This window comes from Shimia sp. R11_0, from assembly GCF_017744035.1.
Taxonomy (GTDB): domain Bacteria; phylum Pseudomonadota; class Alphaproteobacteria; order Rhodobacterales; family Rhodobacteraceae; genus Shimia; species Shimia marina.
Window position 1 is genome coordinate 795,628 of sequence record NZ_JAGHQY010000001.1, and the last position, 17,965, is coordinate 813,592.

General features: G+C 60.1%; 20 protein-coding genes. 5 read left to right on the forward strand and 15 right to left on the reverse strand.

Annotated elements, in window-relative coordinates:
- Positions 1 to 30: 30 nt before the first annotated feature.
- The 10 genes from J7382_RS03645 to ureC form a co-directional block, all read right to left on the reverse strand.
- Positions 31 to 1,212 carry a thiolase family protein gene (locus J7382_RS03645; protein ID WP_209067215.1) on the reverse strand — a complete coding sequence of 394 codons (1,182 nt, stop codon included), beginning with the start codon at positions 1,210 to 1,212 and terminating at the stop codon, positions 31 to 33.
- Positions 1,193 to 2,698 carry an AMP-binding protein gene (locus tag J7382_RS03650; RefSeq protein WP_209067216.1) on the reverse strand — a complete coding sequence of 502 codons (1,506 nt, stop codon included), beginning with the start codon at positions 2,696 to 2,698 and terminating at the stop codon, positions 1,193 to 1,195. The genes J7382_RS03645 and J7382_RS03650 overlap by 20 nt, the downstream gene beginning before the upstream one ends.
- A gap of 8 nt (positions 2,699 to 2,706) precedes the next feature.
- A complete protein-coding gene (locus J7382_RS03655; protein WP_209067217.1) occupies positions 2,707 to 3,243 on the reverse strand; it encodes a biotin transporter BioY in 537 nt (178 codons plus the stop codon).
- 98 nt (positions 3,244 to 3,341) lie between these two features.
- Positions 3,342 to 3,938: an energy-coupling factor transporter transmembrane protein EcfT gene (locus J7382_RS03660; protein WP_209067218.1), complete on the reverse strand. Its 597-nt coding sequence runs from the start codon at positions 3,936 to 3,938 to the stop codon at positions 3,342 to 3,344.
- On the reverse strand, positions 3,938 to 4,612 hold the full coding sequence (locus J7382_RS03665) for an energy-coupling factor ABC transporter ATP-binding protein (protein WP_209067219.1): 675 nt from the start codon (positions 4,610 to 4,612) through the stop codon (positions 3,938 to 3,940). Before J7382_RS03665 ends, J7382_RS03660 begins: the two co-directional genes overlap by 1 nt.
- A 172-nt stretch (positions 4,613 to 4,784) precedes the next feature.
- Positions 4,785 to 5,444 carry an urease accessory protein UreG gene (gene ureG, locus J7382_RS03670; RefSeq protein ID WP_209067220.1) on the reverse strand — a complete coding sequence of 220 codons (660 nt, stop codon included), beginning with the start codon at positions 5,442 to 5,444 and terminating at the stop codon, positions 4,785 to 4,787.
- Positions 5,441 to 6,085 (reverse strand): urease accessory protein UreF, encoded by a 645-nt coding sequence (locus tag J7382_RS03675; RefSeq protein ID WP_209067595.1) that lies wholly within the window; start codon positions 6,083 to 6,085, stop codon positions 5,441 to 5,443. The genes ureG and J7382_RS03675 overlap by 4 nt, the downstream gene beginning before the upstream one ends.
- The gene (gene ureE / locus J7382_RS03680; protein ID WP_209067221.1) at positions 6,075 to 6,602 is read right to left on the reverse strand and encodes an urease accessory protein UreE; all 528 of its coding nucleotides are present in this window, start codon (positions 6,600 to 6,602) and stop codon (positions 6,075 to 6,077) included. The genes J7382_RS03675 and ureE overlap by 11 nt, the downstream gene beginning before the upstream one ends.
- Positions 6,603 to 6,624: 22 nt before the next feature.
- On the reverse strand, positions 6,625 to 6,849 hold the full coding sequence (locus tag J7382_RS03685) for a DUF1127 domain-containing protein (protein ID WP_083499099.1): 225 nt from the start codon (positions 6,847 to 6,849) through the stop codon (positions 6,625 to 6,627).
- 153 nt (positions 6,850 to 7,002) lie between these two features.
- Positions 7,003 to 8,742, reverse strand: a complete 1,740-nt coding sequence (gene ureC / locus J7382_RS03690; protein ID WP_209067223.1) for an urease subunit alpha — start codon at positions 8,740 to 8,742, stop codon at positions 7,003 to 7,005.
- Positions 8,743 to 8,884: 142 nt separating this feature from the next.
- Between ureC and J7382_RS03695 the strand changes: the two genes are divergently transcribed.
- Positions 8,885 to 9,634 (forward strand): hypothetical protein, encoded by a 750-nt coding sequence (locus J7382_RS03695; RefSeq protein ID WP_209067226.1) that lies wholly within the window; start codon positions 8,885 to 8,887, stop codon positions 9,632 to 9,634.
- Here J7382_RS03695 and J7382_RS03700 read toward each other — a convergent pair.
- The 5 genes from J7382_RS03700 to J7382_RS03715 are packed head-to-tail and all read right to left on the reverse strand — an operon-like array spanning position 9,607 to position 11,518.
- Complete coding sequence (locus J7382_RS03700; RefSeq protein WP_058241169.1) at positions 9,607 to 9,915, reverse strand: urease subunit beta; 309 nt, start codon at positions 9,913 to 9,915, stop codon at positions 9,607 to 9,609. The two genes, J7382_RS03695 and J7382_RS03700, sit on opposite strands and share 28 nt — an antisense overlap.
- A complete protein-coding gene (locus J7382_RS20075) occupies positions 9,912 to 10,040 on the reverse strand; it encodes a hypothetical protein (protein ID WP_262975170.1) in 129 nt (42 codons plus the stop codon). Before J7382_RS20075 ends, J7382_RS03700 begins: the two co-directional genes overlap by 4 nt.
- 10 nt (positions 10,041 to 10,050) lie before the next feature.
- Positions 10,051 to 10,353, reverse strand: a complete 303-nt coding sequence (locus J7382_RS03705) for an urease subunit gamma (protein WP_058241170.1) — start codon at positions 10,351 to 10,353, stop codon at positions 10,051 to 10,053.
- Between the two features lie 4 nt (positions 10,354 to 10,357).
- Entirely contained in the window at positions 10,358 to 11,284 is a 927-nt protein-coding gene (locus J7382_RS03710; RefSeq protein ID WP_209067228.1) for an urease accessory protein UreD, read from the reverse strand.
- A gap of 30 nt (positions 11,285 to 11,314) precedes the next feature.
- Positions 11,315 to 11,518, reverse strand: a complete 204-nt coding sequence (locus J7382_RS03715; RefSeq protein WP_209067231.1) for a hypothetical protein — start codon at positions 11,516 to 11,518, stop codon at positions 11,315 to 11,317.
- Positions 11,519 to 11,553: 35 nt separating this feature from the next.
- Here J7382_RS03715 and rpe point away from each other — a divergent pair, with 35 nt between their 5' ends.
- The 4 genes from rpe (at position 11,554) to J7382_RS03735 (ending at position 17,787) form a co-directional block, all read left to right on the forward strand.
- Positions 11,554 to 12,243 carry a ribulose-phosphate 3-epimerase gene (gene rpe, locus J7382_RS03720; protein WP_209067233.1) on the forward strand — a complete coding sequence of 230 codons (690 nt, stop codon included), beginning with the start codon at positions 11,554 to 11,556 and terminating at the stop codon, positions 12,241 to 12,243.
- Between the two features lie 189 nt (positions 12,244 to 12,432).
- Positions 12,433 to 12,987: a hypothetical protein gene (locus tag J7382_RS03725; RefSeq protein WP_209067599.1), complete on the forward strand. Its 555-nt coding sequence runs from the start codon at positions 12,433 to 12,435 to the stop codon at positions 12,985 to 12,987.
- Positions 12,929 to 14,407, forward strand: coding sequence for a DNA polymerase Y family protein (locus J7382_RS03730; protein WP_209067597.1), 1,479 nt, complete (start codon positions 12,929 to 12,931; stop codon positions 14,405 to 14,407). Before J7382_RS03725 ends, J7382_RS03730 begins: the two co-directional genes overlap by 59 nt.
- Positions 14,404 to 17,787 carry an error-prone DNA polymerase gene (locus J7382_RS03735; RefSeq protein WP_209067236.1) on the forward strand — a complete coding sequence of 1,128 codons (3,384 nt, stop codon included), beginning with the start codon at positions 14,404 to 14,406 and terminating at the stop codon, positions 17,785 to 17,787. The genes J7382_RS03730 and J7382_RS03735 overlap by 4 nt, the downstream gene beginning before the upstream one ends.
- The last annotated feature ends 178 nt before the right edge of the window (positions 17,788 to 17,965 follow it).

Here is a 17,965-nt window from a genome sequence, read left to right on the forward strand (position 1 = left end):
GGGTCGCAGCGCGGCCCCGTTTTTGTTTTCTTACAGGCGCATGGGTTGGAAGGCGGCGGTGAGACCTTGGCCGCCGCCGATGCCGATCATGGCCATGGCGCGTGCGTCTTCTGGGGCGTTTTGGCGGATGAGTTGGCTGAACAGGCGCACCACAAGGATGGCACCGGAGGCTCCGAATGGGTGGCCAAGTGCGATGGCGCCGCCGTCTGGGTTGGGCAGGGTCTCGTTGATCTCCAGCGCGTCAAGGCTGGCCAGCACCTGTGCGGCGAAGGCTTCGTTGAATTCCAGATGGGTGAGATCGGAGAGGCGTAGATTTGGGTGGTGCTTAAGCAGTTTGCGGGTGGAGGCGACGGGGCCAATACCCAGAATGTTGGGATCTACGCCCGCCGCTGCGCCACCGATATAGGCGAGAGCGTTTGTGTGACCCAAGCTGCGGGCCTTGGCGGCTGTAGTGATCAACAGGGCCGCTGCGCCGTCATTGAGAGGGCAGGCGTTTCCCACGGTGACAGTGCCGTCTTTGGTAAAAGCTGGGCGGAGGCGAGCAAGGCGCGCGGCGGTCATGGTCTCGCGGATGCATTCGTCGGTGGTTTGGCCTGCGACGGGGGTGATTTCTGCGGTGAAACGCCCAGCGGCGCGGGCTTCTATTGCGCGGTGCTGAGAGCGCAGGGCGAAGGCATCCTGACGGGTGCGGGAGATGTCGAACTGTTTGGCGACCGTGTCGGCGGCAGCGCCCATTTCTGGGTCGCCGATGGTGTCAGGAGAGAAGCGTGCGCGCGTGTAGCTGTGCGCGGGCAATGTGCCGCTGGCGGGCAGGCTGCGCAGGGGCGCACGGCTCTGGCTTTCCACGCCGCCTGCGAGATAGGTGGTGCCTGCACCCGCCATGATGAGGTGACAGGCCATCATCACGGCCTCAAGACCGGAACCGCATTGGCGATCCACTGTGACGCCGGGAATGGAGGGAGGAAAGCCCGCATGCAGGCTTGAAAGGCGGGCGACATTGCCACCGGGGCCAGCGGCATTGCCGAGGATCACATCGTCCAGTTGGTTCGGGCTGATCTGCGCCTCTGCCAGCACAGCCTGCATCACCGGCGCGGCGAGGTATTCCACATCCAGAGAGGCAAATATGCCGCCCGCGCGGCCGATGGCGCTGCGCTGTGCGGCGATGATCACCGGCTGGTGATCTGGGGGCAGATCACCCGGTAGCGGAGACAAGGCGGGGATCTTTCTCATGCAGCCAGGACATCAGGCGGCCACGATCTGGTTTACCGGAACTGGTCAGGGGCCATTCGGAGAGGCGGTAGATGTGGCGTGGCAGTTTGTAGCGCGGCAGGCGGATGGAGAGTTGTGATTTGAGTTCGTCCAGTGCGGCATCGCCCTGAATGATCGCGATGAGCTCCTGCCCCCGGGAGGGATGTGCGAGGCCAAAGACCACGGCGGCGTCAATGCCAGGGATGTCTGCAAGGGCGGTTTCGATTTCCTGAGGGTAGACATTATGGCCTGCGGTGATGACCATGCCCCCTTCGCGCCCCAAGAGGCTGAGGCTGCCGTCTGAGTTGAGCTTGCCGACATCCCCAACCGTGGCCCAGGGGCCTTCGCGCCGAAAGCCGGAGGTGCGCCCGCCCCAGAGATAGCCATCAATCGCCAGATCACCGCGCACAAAGATGGTGCCGGGGGTGCCCTGAGGCACCTCTTCGCCATTCTGTCGCAGGGACAGTTCCACATGGGGAAAGGGGCGACCAACGGAGTAAGGTGGGGCTGACGAACTTTGCAGTCCGTGGGTGTTGAGGCTGACAAAGCCAAGCTCGGAGGCACCATAGTACTCATGCACACGGGCGCGGGGGAAATGCTGACGGGCCTTTGTCAGCAGCGCCGGGTCGAGCTTGGCCCCGGCTGTAGTGATTTCGACGATCTGCTGTTGTGGTGCGTCGCGGCAGAGCGCGCCCAGCAGGCTGGGCACGGCGACGATGCGGCGGGTTTCGGCCATGGCTTTGTGGGCGGCGCTGAGATCGAATTTTGGCAGGGCGTGGAAGCTGGCCCCGAGATCGAGTGTTTCGGCAAGGGCGTAGAGCGTGATGCCGTGGGACAGCGGGCCGGGGGCGAAGGTGTTGCTGTGCTCTGTGAGGGCAAAGGCGAGGCGGCTGGCATCCAACGAGGCGCGCCAACTGTGGCGCGCGCGGGCGAAGGCTTTGGGTTCAGAGGTGGTGCCGGAGGTGAAACCCACCATAAAGATGTCGCGTGGATTGGTGAAAGGGATGTCCTGTGGCGCTTGCAGAAAGGCCGCAAAGGCTGCGGTGTCAACAGCGATGGCAGGGATGCCCAGGCGCGCAGCCGTGTCGATCAGCCCGGTCTGGCTTGACAGGCAGAACAACACGTCGGGGGGCAGTTTGGCCAGAACGCGCTGATGCAACCGGTCGGGCCATTGCGGATCCAACAGGGTGACCACATGTGGGGTGGCCAGAGCGGTGGCCAGAAGCGTGGGGGCTTCGGGGTGGTTGCCGATGGAGAGCGCAAAATTGCGTGCGCCGTCTGGCAGAGGGAGATCTGGGCGGGCCTGTTGTGGCAGGGCGCAGAGGGCCGCGTGCAGGCGCTTGATGCGATTGTAGAGGGTGCCGTAGCTGAGACGGGTGCCAGACAGGGCAACCGCCAGCGCATCGGGGCGCTGGCGGGCGTGATGATCTAATGCATGGCGTAGGGGCAAACGCGTCCTCAGAGGTTGGGGTAGGCGCGGCGCAGGCCGCGGGCGATGAGTGTCGCCAGAACCACCTTTACCAGATCGCCGGGGACATAGGCCACCATGATGGAGAGAGATTTGCCAAGGCCGAGCTTGCCGATGAAGGCCATCCACGGAATGCCAGCGGCATACATGAGAGCGATGCCCCCAAGTGCCACGTAGACACCGGTTTTCACAGTGCCTGCGGCAGAATCGTTTTCAATCAGGTAGCCAATGAGCGCGGCACAGAAGGGCCATGCCAGCAGGAAGCCGCCGGAGGTGCCCAGCAGGACACCAAAGCCACCGCGACCACCGGAAAGCAGCGGCAGGCCGACCGCCACAAGCGCGATGAAGAGGAGCAGCGCAAAGCCGCCACGTTTGGCCCCCAGCACGGCACCAGCCAGCATAACACCAAGCGATTGGGCGGTGATGGGCGGCAGGGCCGCGCCTGCGAAATGGATCGGAGGCATCAGGCCCAGAGCGGCGGTGAGGGCGGCAAAAAGCGCGATGTAGACGATGTCTTTGGTGGTCATTTTGTGTTCCGTGAGCGAGGGTCTTGGATCTGAAATTTGAGGCTGGCTAGAAACCCTTCCGGCGCGGAGCAAGGCGACGGGGCGCTCTTGGGGGGAACTTAGGAACGATATCCTCTGGAATCGATGGCATCGGAAATATCGTCCGCCATCTTGATTGCGCGAATGGCCATGGGCATGGCCACGGCAATCACGGAGCGCTCCAGACCGCGCACTTTCTGGGCTTCGCGCACTTCAGTTGTGATCTGTGCCAGAACAGGAATGAAGCGCAGTGCGAGCGAGATGGCGAGGCTGACTTTTTCGGGGTGCACGCCAAGGGGTTTCAGGTGGCGCAAGCCGCGTGTCATCGTGTCGATCATATCGCTGGATCGGGTGGTGAGGGTGACGAGGCTGGCCAGAAGGATCAAAGCGGCCAGACGCAGCACCACATAGGCGGCCAGTGTGAGGCTTTCAAAATACCACTGTACTGCAAAGAACAGCGCGAAGATCACCAGAAGCGGGCGGAGCTGGGCCGCGGCTTTCGTCAGGGGGAGCCGCGCCACGGGGTAGAGGGCGAGAATGCCGAGGGTTGCTGCGGCTGTGATCAGCAGGCTCTGGTTGAGAAACAACAGCGTGGCGCCCAGAGCCATGCTCAGCATTTTGACGCCGGGGGATAGGCGGTGCAGCACAGATGTGCCGGGAGAATAGAGATCGAGCATCAGGCCATGAGCTCCTGATAGGCCGCGATCACCTCGGCGGGGGGACCATCGGCAAAAACGCCCCCTTCATCGATGACAATGACGCGGTCGTAATCGGTGATGAGGTCGAGATCATGGGTGACGGTGATGACCATCTGCGGCAGGGCGGCCACGGCGCGGGCGACGCGGCGTTTGTTGCGCAGATCCAGCAATGTGGTGGGCTCATCCATGACAACAATCGCGGGATCCATCACCAGCACGCCGGAGATGGCGATGAGCTGTTTCTGACCGCCCGACAGCAGATGCGCGGGATGTTCGCGCAGATCGCTCATGTTGTAGCGGGCCAGAATTTCGTCGGTTTTGGCGGCGATGTCGTCTTTGGAAAACCCAAGGTTTTTCATCCCGAAGGCGAGGTCTTCTTCCACCACGGGCATGACGATCTGATTGTCGGGATTTTGGAAGACGAAGCCCACCTTGCGGCGTAGCTCTCGGCCTTTCTTGGCGGTGTTGAGCCCATCCACGATCACCTCCCCAGAGGTGGGGAGGGCCAGCCCGTTGAGCAGCCGGGCAAAGGTGGATTTGCCCGAGCCATTGGCACCGATCACGGCAATGCGGCGTTCTGTCAGCGTCAGGGAGAGGCTGTTGAGAACGACACGCTCCCCGAAGGAGACAGAGACATTATTGAGCGTGATCATCGAAAAAGTCCGCCGGTTGCTTGTGCATCGCTCTTAGCGCCAATGGGGCGCGGGTTGAAGCGACGGGAGCCTCCGGCGGGGATATTTTGGTCAAGAGGACGCGGGATTGCGGATTTTGCGGGAAAATTTCCTGATCAGACGCAGGCAGGCGCGGTGTGGCTGCGTTGCGGTTTCAGGTTTCCATCAGAGCTGGCACGCCGCCGATTTCACCAATCAGGGGCAGCAGCGCCTCCAGCCCTTTGCTGTGGCGCAGGGACGTGAAGAGGAAGGGGCGGGGGCCGCGCATTTTCTTTGCGTCGCGTTCCATGACCTCAAGGGAGGCCCCCACGTAAGGTGCGAGGTCGGTTTTGTTGATGATGAGAATATCGGAGCGGGTGATGGCGGGGCCACCTTTGCGGGGGATTTCCTCGCCTGCGGCTGTGTCAATCACATAGATGGTGAGATCTGCGAGCTCGGGGCTGAAGGTGGCGGAGAGATTGTCGCCGCCGGATTCAATCAGCACGATGTCGAGATCGGGGATCTCTTTGGTCAGCGCGTCAATCGCGGCGAGGTTGATGGAGGCATCTTCGCGGATGGCAGTGTGGGGACAGCCGCCGGTTTCCACGCCTTTGATACGCTCCAGCGGCAGCACCTGCTGGCGCATAAGCTCTTCGGCGTCTTCGCGGGTGTAGATGTCATTGGTGACCACGGCGATGGAAAGCTTGTCGCGCAGCGCGCGGCAGAGATTGGCGGTGAGCGTGGTTTTGCCAGCGCCGACCGGGCCGCCAATGCCGATGCGCAGCGGGCCGTTGGGGGATGGGCCGTTGGGGGAGGGAGCGGAAGAAGAGGTCATGAGCGAAACAGCCTTGAGTATTGGGTTTCATGACGCATGGAGGCGATGTCGCCGACAAAGCTTGATGCCGCGATGGCCTCCAGCGGTTGGGAAAGCGCCTGATCCGAGATCTGCTGGCAGAGCGGCGTCAGGGCGGTGAGGGCCGCCTGTGCCTCGGTCTGGCCCAGCGGCACAAGGCGGGTGGCGGCAGAGGTGAGATTGGCGGCAAAGGCATGCAGAAACAGCCGTGCGGTGTCTGGCAGAGGCAGGTTCTGCAGACGTGCGGCGCGGCCCACGGCGATGGGGTAGGTCAGTGTGGTGAGGTCCAGATCATGAATGGCGGCAACGGTGCGCACAAAGGCCGCGCCCTGTTGCTCACTTTCCAGCAAGCGTTCGGCGGAGGGCGCCAGAGCGCGGGCCAGGTCATCCAGCTCGGTCAGCGTGCTGAGGTCTTCGGCGCGGTGGGCATGGGCCAGCAGGATGGCATCATTCTGCCCTGCGCCAAAAGACAGGGTGTCTTGCAGCCAGGCACTGAAGCTTGTTGCGTCGCAGACAATTCCGGCGTCTACCAGTGCCTCCAGCCCGTGGCTGTAGGTGAAGGCCCCGACCGGATAGGCCGGAGAGAGCCATTGGGCCAAGGTCAGAATGGGATCAGTGGTCATGAGCGTGGCTGTGTGCCCCATCATGATTATGGCTTTGATCCTGTGCGTGGTCGTGTGCGTGCGGGTGGCTGTGGTCATGACCATGGGTGCGGCCGTGGCCGTAGGCGCCGCCTTCGGGGGTGAAGGGTTCTGTCACCTCGGTCACCGTGGCACCCAGAAGATGAAGCATGTCTTTGATCACGTGATCGGGCTGGATCAGCAGGCGGGTGTCTTCGATCTGGCAGGGGGTGTGTCGGTTGCCAATATGCCATGCGATGCGGGGCAGATGCTCTGCCGTGACCTGCAACAACGGCTCGGCGGCGGCGATGACGGTGATTTCGCGCCCATCTTCCAGCAGCAGGACGCCGCCATGATCCAGTGACGTGGTTTTGGGCAGATCGACCAGAATGCGCGTGCCCTCCTCCGTCAGAAGAGTTTTGCGTCGCAGGAAACGGTCTTCGTATGTCAGGGCCACGCGTCCAGAGGCGGCGGCGTGACCATGGCTATGATAGCGGTGTGCAGTGGGCAGCGTGGTCATGGCCGCGCCCCCGGCGTTTTGCTCAGACGTGCATCATGTCGCGGAAAACATGCGCTACGATGTCGTCGCGCTTCAGGCCACGTTCGGCCAGCTCGGCATCGCTCAGCGCGTTCAGGGCTTGAACATGCTGCACGCGGCTGTTGTTTTCCATCATGGCGACGAGAAAGTTGCCAATCGCCACAAAGGGAGCGGCGAGGATTTTGCCCAGCGAGAGCGGGGCGGATGAATGTGTGTCGGTCAGTGCCATTTTGAACCTCAGTTTGCTGTAAACCTTTGGTCCTCCCTTGGCACTGAATATGGGTCAGTTGAGCTGACATTTGCAGAGGGTCTTTCGTCATAGCGGTCTTGCGTATGCTGCAATGCAGCACGTGAATATGGGGCGTCCTGGGCATGTGGTAGATCAGAACATGAAGTAGCGCTGGGCCATGGGCAGCACTTCGGCGGGCTGGCATGTGAGCAATTCGCCGTCTGCGCGCACCTCATAGGTCTCTGGATGCACTTCGATCTCGGGGGTGGCGGTATTGAGCTTGAGGTGGGATTTGCCGATGTTGCGGGTGTTCTGAACGGCGATGGTGTCTTTCGCCAGTCCCAGCGAGGCACCGATGCCTTCGGCCTGTGCGGCCTCCGACACAAACACCACGGCGGCGTTTTCCACCGCGCGGCCATAGGCGCCAAACATCGGGCGGGAGTAGACCGGCTGGGGCGTTGGAATGGAGGCGTTGGGGTCGCCCATCTGGGCGCAGACAATAGAGCCGCCAATCAGCACCATTTCCGGTTTCACGCCAAAGAAGGCCGGGTTCCAGAGCACAAGATCGGCGCGTTTGCCTTCTTCAATCGAGCCGATCTGATGGGCGATGCCATGGGCGATGGCGGGGTTGATGGTATATTTCGCGATATAGCGGCGGACGCGGAAGTTGTCGTTCTCGCCGGTCTCTTCGGGCAAACGCCCGCGCTGTTTCTTCATTTTGTCAGCGGTCTGCCAGGTGCGGATCAGTACTTCGCCGACGCGGCCCATGGCCTGACTGTCGGACGCAATGATCGAAAACGCGCCCATGTCATGCAGGATGTCCTCGGCGGCAATGGTCTCGCGTCGGATGCGGCTCTCGGCGAAGGCCACATCCTCGGGGATGGATTTGTCCAAGTGGTGGCAGACCATGAGCATGTCGAGATGCTCATCCACGGTGTTCACGGTGAAGGGCCGTGTGGGGTTGGTGGAGGAGGGCAGCACATGCTCTTCGCCACAGATCTTGATGATGTCCGGCGCGTGGCCGCCGCCTGCGCCCTCAGTATGGAAGGCGTGGATGGTGCGGCCTTTCATGGCGGCCACGGTGTTTTCCACAAAGCCAGATTCGTTGAGCGTGTCGGTGTGGATCATCACCTGCACGTCCATGGCATCCGCCACCGAAAGGCAGCAATCAATGGCGGCGGGCGTGGTGCCCCAGTCTTCGTGCAGTTTGAGCGCGCAGGCACCGGCCTTCACTTGTTCTTCGATGGCCGCAGGCAGCGAGGCGTTGCCTTTGCCCGCAAAGGCGAGGTTCATTGGGAAGGCATCGGCAGATTGCAGCATTCGGCCAATGTGCCAAGGGCCGGGGGTGCAGGTGGTGGCCAGCGTGCCATGCGCAGGCCCGGTGCCGCCGCCAAGCATGGTGGTGAGGCCGGAATGCAGCGCATCCTCGATCTGCTGCGGGCAAATATAATGGATGTGGCTGTCAAAGCCGCCTGCGGTGAGGATTTTGCCCTCTCCTGCGATGGCCTCGGTGCCGGGGCCCACGATGATGTCCACCCCCGGCTGGGTGTCTGGGTTGCCTGCCTTGCCGATCTTGGCGATGCGCCCGTCTTTGAGGCCCACATCGGCCTTGTAGATGCCGGTGTGATCCACGATCAGCGCGTTGGTGATGACCGTGTCCACAGCGCCTTCGGCGCGGGTGGTCTGGGCCTGGCCCATGCCGTCGCGGATCACCTTGCCGCCGCCAAATTTGACTTCTTCGCCATAGGCCAGCGCATTGCCGTTGCCCGCACGTTCGGCTGTGAGATCCCGCTCGATTTCAATGATCAGATCGGTGTCGGCAAGGCGCAGCTTGTCGCCCACGGTGGGGCCAAACATTGCGGCATAGTCAGAACGGGAGATTTTCGCAGGCATCTGTTGAGGTCTCTTTGGTTGCGCTGAGGGCGGGAGGCGCGCTCAGGGGGTCTTTTTGGGTTTCGCGGCAGCGGGCATGGCCGGGGGCTTGGACGGCTGTCGCGTGGTTTTCTTGGCGGGGGCGTCTGTCTGAGCAGAGGCCGTGGGTGTTGCGGCTTTGGTCGTCTTGGTGGGCGCAGCTTTGGGCGGTGCAGCTTTTTTCGGAGCGGTGGTTTTGGCTTTGGCAGGCGTGGCCTTCTTGGGTGCACTTTCTGGAGCCGCTGGTGCGGCGGGGGCGGCGGGTTTTGTGACGGTTGCGTCTGCGGTCGCTGTTTTTGCCGTCGTGGGTGTCGCCGGTGTGTCCACTTTCACCGCCTTTGTTTGTGTTGCCTTGGGCTTGGAGGGCGATTTGGGCGCTGTTTTGGTTTTGGTCGCAGTGGTTTTGGTCGCAGTGGTTTTGAACACCGGTTCGCTTGCGGCAGGTTTGGCGGTGACGTTTGAAGCTGGTGCAGGCGGTTTTGGAGCGGATTTGCTGGTGGTCTTTGTCGTGGTTGTGCGGGCCGTCTTGGGGGCTTTGCTGCGGGACTTGCTCGGCGCTTTTGCCGCTTTTTTCGCAGAGGGTTTGGCTGTGTTGGATTTTTTGGGGGGGGATTTGACTGGCGTGACGGGCTTGGCATCGACCGCTGTGGCGGCAGAAGACTGTGAAGAGGCGAATTGCGGTGGCTGCGTGGCGGGCAGCATCATGGAGCGCATGAAAGCGCGCGTCATGGCATGGGATGTGCGCATCTGGCGCTCAACCATCCGAGACATAAAGAGGAATCCACTCAGCGAGGCTGTGATGGAGCTTGTTGCAATCGGCGTCATCGAAATCTCCTTGAGGTTATGTCATGAGAGCGGCCCCATGACTTTCTGATTAAATCCATAGATGCGGCGCGCGCCTGATACCGGGATCAGATGCACTTCGCGTTTTTGGCCGGGCTCAAAACGCACGGCAGTACCGGCGGCGATGTCCAGACGCAGGCCATGAGCGGCGGCGCGGTCAAATTCCAATGCGGGGTTGGTCTCGGCAAAATGATAGTGGCTGCCCACCTGAATGGGCCGGTCGCCGGTGTTGGCGACCATCAATGTGGTGACTTCGGCGTTTTCATTGAGCGTCAATGTGCCGTCTGCGGGGATGAGTTCACCTGGGATCATTGCAAGTTCCAAATCAGAAAAGTGAGGCCAGCCGACACTGCGAGGCCGGAAGACAGAGGCGCCCAGAGACCGGGCGGATCATGTGGCGTGAGGGCGGCGTCCATGGTTGCGGCGAAACGGTGCATGGGGTCTCCTTCAGCGGATCGGGTTGTGGACGGTCACAAGCTTGGTGCCATCGGGAAATGTGGCCTCAACCTGCACCTCGTGGATCATCTCGGCGATGCCCTCCATGCATTGCGCACGCGTGATCACCTGTGCGCCCGATTGCATCAGATCGGCGACGGAGCGCCCATCGCGCGCGCCTTCGACCACCGCGTCGGTGATCAGGGCGATGGCTTCGGGGTGGTTGAGTTTTACGCCACGGTCCAAACGCTTGCGGGCCACTTCGGCGGCCATGGCAATCAGCAGTTTGTCCTTTTCACGAGGGGTCAGTTGCATGTGGTCAAAGCATCCATGTTCTAGGAAGGTCAGCGCCGTGCAAAAGCGTGAGCGCGGGAATGAGGGACTGGCGCAGCGCGTAGCTGTCTGCGGCCAGAATACGGGCGAAGAGCAGGCCATCGCGGATCACGCTGGCCCCGCCTGTCTCTGGCAGGAGCGCGCGTAGGGCGTCGAGATGGCGGTCGGCATTCGGGGCCGCCAGCAGCACAGTGGCCATGGCACGTGCCCCTCCTGCGATGGTGGGGCGATCGAGATGGGCCTGAACGGTGTTGGACAGTTTGACACGATCTGCAAAGAGCAGACGATTGTGACGGTGCAGTGTCACGCGATCAAAAATATGCGCTGATTGCAGGGTTTCGCCCATGGCGGTGCGGCCAAATATGACCGGTTCGACCATCAGGAAACGCGCGTTTGGGGCCATGTTGATCGTCAGACTGCGGTGCAGGGAAGCGCCTTCAAACAGGATGGTTTCCTGTGGCAGCCAATCGAGCCGTGCGTTCTCCTCAAGGGTCAGCGTCGTGTCCAAAGTGCCGGGTTTTGGGTCAATACTGCGATAGGCGCGCTCGGCGGCCTGTGTGGTGAGGGTGAGATGGCTGTTGGCGCCCGCTGCGGCAGCAACGTCAAAACGATCGCCGCCGGTGATGCCGCCTGCGGTATTGAGCAACACGGCCTGAAGGTTTGCACTGCGACCGCGCGCGTAGTTTGCATGAGGAAAGAGCACACGGCTTGACCCGGACAGGCGCAGATCGTCCAGAACCGTTTTGCCATTACGCTGTTTGCTGCGGATCTGTGCCGTGCCAATGGCGCGGGGTTGTGCCGGAGTTGAAGGCGTGTTGGCGGCCTCTGGGGCAGCCTCCGGACAAGATATATGCGTGAGCGCGGTGATGGCACTTTCTCCGAAAACGGCAGTGGGTTTCTTAACGGCTTGCATTGGTTGCGCGGATCAGAAAGGTCGCGTGCCTTATTTTTGGGCGAGATGAGATTTTGGCGTCGATGTTTTGGGCGCATTTTTGATTTTTGATGAAAAGATGGGCGATTTTGGAATGTTGGTCGGGGGAGGGATGCCGGATTGTGTTTTGGCCCCTGCAAAGGCATTTTGCCGCCAGTTTCGAATCGCACTGCAACTGGGCGATTTGGCAGGCAGGCCGTGCGTGGCCTGCATCATTTCAGTTCCCGGCACAGCCGGAGAGGGAGCCAGACATGAGCTTTGATCGCAGCATCAAAATTGCCCCATCCATTCTCTCGGCAGATTTTGCCAACTTCGGGCAGGAAATCCGGGCTATTGAAGAGCAGGGCGCCGATTGGGTGCATGTGGATGTGATGGACGGGCATTTTGTGCCGAACCTGACCTTTGGTCCCCCCGCTGTGAAAGCCTTCCGTCCGCATGTGAAGACCTTCATGGATGTGCATCTGATGATTGCGCCGGTGGACCCCTACATCGAAGCCTATGCTGAGGCGGGCGCAGATATGATCACCGCCCATGTGGAGGCCGGCCCGCATATTCACCGCACCATTCAGGCGATCAAGGCGCAGGGTGTGAAGGCCGGTGTGGCTGTGAACCCCGGCACACCGCTGGAAAGCATCGAACATGTGCTTGATCTGGTGGATATGGTGCTGATCATGACGGTGAACCCCGGCTTTGGTGGGCAGAAGTTCATCCATTCCGGCGTGGAGAAAACCCGCCGCTGCCGTGAGATGATCGGCGATCGTGAGATCCACATTCAGATCGACGGTGGCGTGACCACCGAGACCGCGCCTTTGGTGGCCGCAGCGGGCGCAGATGTCCTAGTGGCGGGCTCTGCCGTGTTCAAAGGCGGCTCTGTCGATCAGCCGCAGGTTTACGGCGACAACATCCGCGCCATCCGCGCAGCGGCAGAGGCGGCGCAGTAAAGACGCGCAAGGAAAGCCCGTCGAGCGTCATAGCTATATGGCGCTCGACGGGAGATTTTTTGGGGCCGTCAGCAGGGCGGTGTTTGGCTGGTGGTCTCGAAGGCAGGTGAGTGGACTAAGTGAGCTTTCGTTGCGGTCTACCAAGGTCCGGTATTGTTTGGCCCCACTGTTTCCCACTACATTTTAGCCATGCAAAATGCCGAAGTCCCATTTTTCCCGCCCGCCATATCCCGCACTCATGAGGTTTGCGGCACGGGCGCATTTGTTTTTGCGCTTGCCCTAGCGGCGCGATTGGGTGGCAATAAAATGTGGATCCGCGGAAACTGGGATACGACACACATCAATCCAACTGGGTTTGCCGATTTCGTGGAGCCTGCGGCACTCACAGTCTGCAACACCAAAAATCAGTCCGAGACACTTGCCGTTGCAGAAGAGGCCTTGCGCTCTGGCGCTGTATCGCTGGTGGTCATGTCTCTGAATAAGCCGTTGGGTTTGACGGAAGGACGGCGATTGCAATTGGCTGCGCGGGGTGGAATGTCCACAGGGCTGGCCATTATTCCTGAAGAGATGGGTAGCAATGCGGCGGAGACACGTTGGCGCTGTACCCCCGTATTCTCCCCCGAAGACTCGACTCTACATCGGTGGGAACTTATAAAGAACAAAATAGGAACACTGGGTGTCTTTTATGTTCGATGGGATACAGCGTCGCGTCGTCTCGTTATGGTTCCCGCGCCTCGCAAGTGATCGGGTTCTACGGCGCTGTCCGGTCGAAGCCCCTTTTGTGTTGACACTCAAACAGCAGAACGCCAATCGGATTTACTGCCTCAATCTGGCGGCAAGCCAACAGGGGCTGCATCCGGGCATGTCTTATGCAGATGCTCGCGCCTTTTGCCCTGATCTGCAAAGTAGCGTGGCACACCCTGAACAGGATCAACGGTTTCTCCAACTTCTGTGCCGATGGGCCACACGCTACTGCCCCTGGGTGGGACTAGAAGGAGAGGACGGGCTTGTGATGGACATCACTGGATCAGCCCATCTTTTTGGCGGCGAAGATGTCATGCTGGCAGATATGCGCAGCCGCCTAATGCGCGCAGGATTATCCGTGCAGATTGGTCTGGCCGATACGCGGGGCGCAGCCTGGGCGTTGGCGCATTATGGTGAAGGGATTGCTCAAAGCGGACAGACATTGGCAGCCTTAAGTGGCTTACCCGTTGCAGCCCTGCGGATTGACGAACAGATGTCGACCACCTTGCAGCGGCTTGGGCTACGTCAGATTGGAGAGCTGGTACAGACCGCCCGCGCGCCGCTTAATCGGCGCTTTGGTCCCGCGCTTTTACGACGATTGGATCAGGCCTTGGGCGATCAGCCCGAAGAGGTTTCACCCCATATTCCGCCACCCCATTATGCCGTGCGCATGACCCTGCCAGAGCCGATTGGCCTGCTATCGGATGTCATGGCAGGCACTGAACGGCTTTTGCATCAACTTTGCAGTAAACTTAAATCTCAGGAAATGGGTGCGCGGTACCTCTGCTTGTCCCTGCGCCGCGTGGATCAGGGGCACCAGCAGGTCAAGTTGCGCCTAGCCCGACCACTGCGTGATGCCCCTCGCATTTTACCCCTCTTTGAACGTGGTTTGTCCGAAATCGATGCGGGCTTTGGCATCGATATGCTGAGACTGGAGGCGACACAGGCGGAACGCCTGCCCGTGCAACAGATCAGCCATGTCTCAGATGGGGGTAAAGATAAGCTGGATGATCTGATCTCGCGGCTGGGCACGCGGATTGGGTTGGAAAATATCCTGCGTTTTCTACCGGCTGACAGCCATATACCAGAACGTAGTTTTATCATGGCCCCGACCGCATATTCTGAACCTGCAACCGGTTGGAGCAACCTGCAACCACGTCCGATCAGCCTTTTTCCACCGGAACCGATTGTCGGAACAGACGTGCAGCCCCCGAAACGGTTCCGCTGGCGGCGCATGTATCTGACCACAGGCCGCGCCACCGGGCCTGAACGTATCGCCCCTGAATGGTGGCTTGAAGATGAGAACTGGCGCTCTGGGCTGCGCGATTATTGGCGGGTGGAGACCACGCAGGGCCGCAGGCTTTGGCTGTTCTACACCCCACAAAATCCGGGTTGGTTCGTGCAAGGGGAATTCGCATGATTGAAGTCAACCGTACTCACCGCCCGGCTGAGGCGTTCCAACACGACATGCTGGGGCCCCGTATACCGGGGCAGGACTATGCTGAGCTGTGCATCACCACGAATTTCACCTTTTTAACCGGAGCCTCCCACCCCGAAGAACTGATCGCACGCGCCGCAGAATTGGGGCTGTCCGCACTTGCGATCACGGATCGAAACTCACTTGCCGGTGTTGTCCGTGCCTGGACTGCGCTGAAGCAACTTAAACGAGAAACACAGGAGCCCCTTCAAATCCGGTCCCATCAGCGGATGGATTCATCGTCGCGTCAAAATGTCGGCCAGCATAGCCCTTTAGAAGCCCCCAAGGCGACGAAGTTACCCAAACTGATCGTCGGTTGTCGCCTGGAAGTGCAGGACAGTACGGTGGATTGGGTCGCTTTGCCGCGCGACCGCGCAGCTTATGAACGGCTGACACGCCTGTTGACTTTGGGCAAACGGCGAACAGAAAAAGGGCAGTGTCTTCTTTATAGCAAAGATATGATTGCGTCCTGTAAAGGCATGATCTTGATTGCACTGCCTCAGGTGTCACTGAAGGGAGCGATTGCAGATATTCGAAGTCTTGCCCGCCATTTTCCGGGCCATGTCTTCATGGGAGCTGCCCCTCGCTATGATGGTAGCGATCAGGCCTATCTGAACGCCTGCGCACAGGTGGCGCAACGGGCCTCGGCCCCGATGGTTGCTATTGGGGATGTGCTGATGCACCGCGCCAGTCGCCGACAGCTTGCCGATATACTGACCTGTATGCGCGAACATATCACCATTGATCAGATCGGCACCCGCGCGCTGCCCAATGGTGAGCGCCGCCTGAAGGCAGGAAACGATATGGCGCGGGTGTTTCACGCGCATCCAGCCGCCCTGCGGCGCACATTGGAAATTGCAGACAAGTGCAGCTTTGATCTGAGCGAATTATCCTATGAATACCCGCATGAAGACACCGATGAGCAAACACCGCAGGAACGTCTGGAGCGTCTGGCGAAAGAGGGATTGAAGCGCCGCTACCCGGACGGCCCGCCGGATCGGGCGCTTAAGCTGATGGCAAAAGAGCTGGCCGTGGTCAAAGACCTAAATTTCCCCGCCTATTTCCTGACCGTCTATGACATTGTGCAATTCGCCAAATCCCAGGGCATCTTATGTCAGGGGCGCGGCTCTGCGGCCAATTCCATCCTTTGCTATCTCTTGGGCATCACCGATGTCAGCCCGGATATGATCGCCATGGTTTTTGAGCGTTTTGTGTCCAAACACCGGGGCGAGCCGCCTGATATTGACGTCGATTTTGAACATGAGCGGCGAGAAGAGGTGATCCAGTGGATCTATAAAAAATACGGCCGTCACCGCGCCGGGCTTTGCGCCACCGTGATCCACTTTCGCACCCGCGCAGCCATTCGCGAGGTCGGCAAAGCCATGGGGTTAAGCCAAGATGTGACCGCGGGACTGTCAGGGCAAATCTGGGGCATGACCAATGGTGGCGTTGATCTGGGCCGCATCCGTGAACTTGGCCTTGATCCAAATGACCGCCGTTTGATGCAAACCATCCGCTTGATTGGAGAAATCATCGGCTTCCCCCGTCACCTGTCGCAGCATGTGGGGGGCTTTGTCATCACTGCTGGGCGGTTGGATGAATTGGCCCCGATTGAAAATGCCGCCATGGAAGATCGCACAGTCATTTGCTGGGACAAAGATGACATTGATGCCTTGGGCATCCTTAAGGTGGATGTGCTGGGCTTGGGCATGCTCAGCTGTATCCGCAAGGCCTTTGAGCTGATGCATCAGCATGAGGGCGAGACCCTCAGTATTGCTTCGGTTCCGCAAGACGATCAGCCCACCTATAAGATGCTCTGTCGGGCGGATGCGATTGGGGTGTTTCAGGTGGAAAGCCGAGCCCAGATGAATTTCCTGCCCCGGATGAAACCGAAAGAATTCTATGATTTGGTGATTGAGGTCGCCATCGTCCGCCCCGGCCCCATTCAGGGCGATATGGTGCAGCCCTATATCCGGCGCCGAAACAGGCTGGAAAAGCCAGAACCTTTTGGCCCCGCTCTGGAGGAGGTGACCAGACGCACACTCGGCGTCCCTCTCTTTCAGGAACAGGCCTTGCAAATTGCCGTTGTGGGCGCGGGCTTCACACCAGAAGAAGCAGACCATCTGCGCCGCTCTCTAGCCTCGTTCCGACGCATGGGCACCATTGGCAAATACCGCGACAAATTCATCGCCGGCATGTTAAAAAATGGCTATTCACAAGACGTGGCCGAACGCTGTTTTGGCCAGATCGAAGGCTTTGCCGACTACGGCTTTCCCGAAAGCCACGCCGCCGCTTTTGCCATGCTGGTATATGTTTCGGCCTGGCTGAAGCGCCATCACCCAGCGATCTTTGCCTGCGCTTTGCTAAATTCTCAGCCCATGGGGTTTTATGCCCCAGCCCAGATCGTGCGGGATGTCCGCGAACACGGGGTTGAAACCCGCCCGATTTGCGTGAACCACTCGGACTGGGACAACACATTAGAACGCCGTCCTGATGGCGCTTTGGCACTTAGGTTAGGGTTTCGCCAGATCAAGGGCTTTAAGGAAGAGGATGCCAATTGGATCGTTGCTGCCCGCGGCAATGGATACCCAGACCCCGAAGCGCTCTGGCTAAGAGCAGGCGTGCGTTTGGATGTTCTGACGCGTCTGGCAGAGGCAGATGCCTTCTCGGATACGGGGTTTACCCGCCGGGATGCGCTCTGGAAAGTTAAGGCCATCCAAAGCCCGCAACCCTTGCCGCTGTTCAATGATCCGATTGATGGGGAAACCATCCATGAACCAGATGTGCAGTTACCCAATATGCAGCTGGGTGAGGAAGTGGTGGAAGACTACGTGTCGACCCGTTTGACCCTGCGCGCCCATCCTATGGAACTTCTACGCCCCAAGCTTCCCGGTCTCATCACACATGCCGCATTGCCGAATATCGCTCTGGGCCGCTATAGCGTTTGCGGCCTCGTTATCACCCGACAGCGCCCGGGCACAGCCTCTGGAGTGATCTTCCTGACACTGGAAGATGAAACCGGTGTCAGCAATGTTGTGGTTTGGCCCAAGGTCTATGAACGCTTCCGGCGTATTGTGATGGGCGGGCGGCTGCTACGTGTCACAGGATACCTGCAACGTGAAGGCATTGTCATGCATTTGATCGCGCAGGACATTCAGGACATGTCGCATAAGCTGTTTGAATTGGGACACCCGGAGCCAGAAGCCCTAACCACCGAAGGCCCCCGCACCGACGATACCCCAAAAAAAACACGCTACCCCGCCCGCGCCATGCATCCCCGAGATCAAGCGAAACGCCTGTTTCCAAGCCGGGATTTTCATTGAACCTGTCATTCGTGCAGCATGCCGAATGTGGTCTTTGGGCTCATTGCCGACATTCTCTGCAGCGCGTCATCGTGGGGATTTGGCACTGCGCTGGTTGACCTCGATTGTCGATCGGGAACGTGTACAACTAAGGTGGTCGCGCTAGGTGTCTGTGGCAATCAGCACACCTGCAACGGTC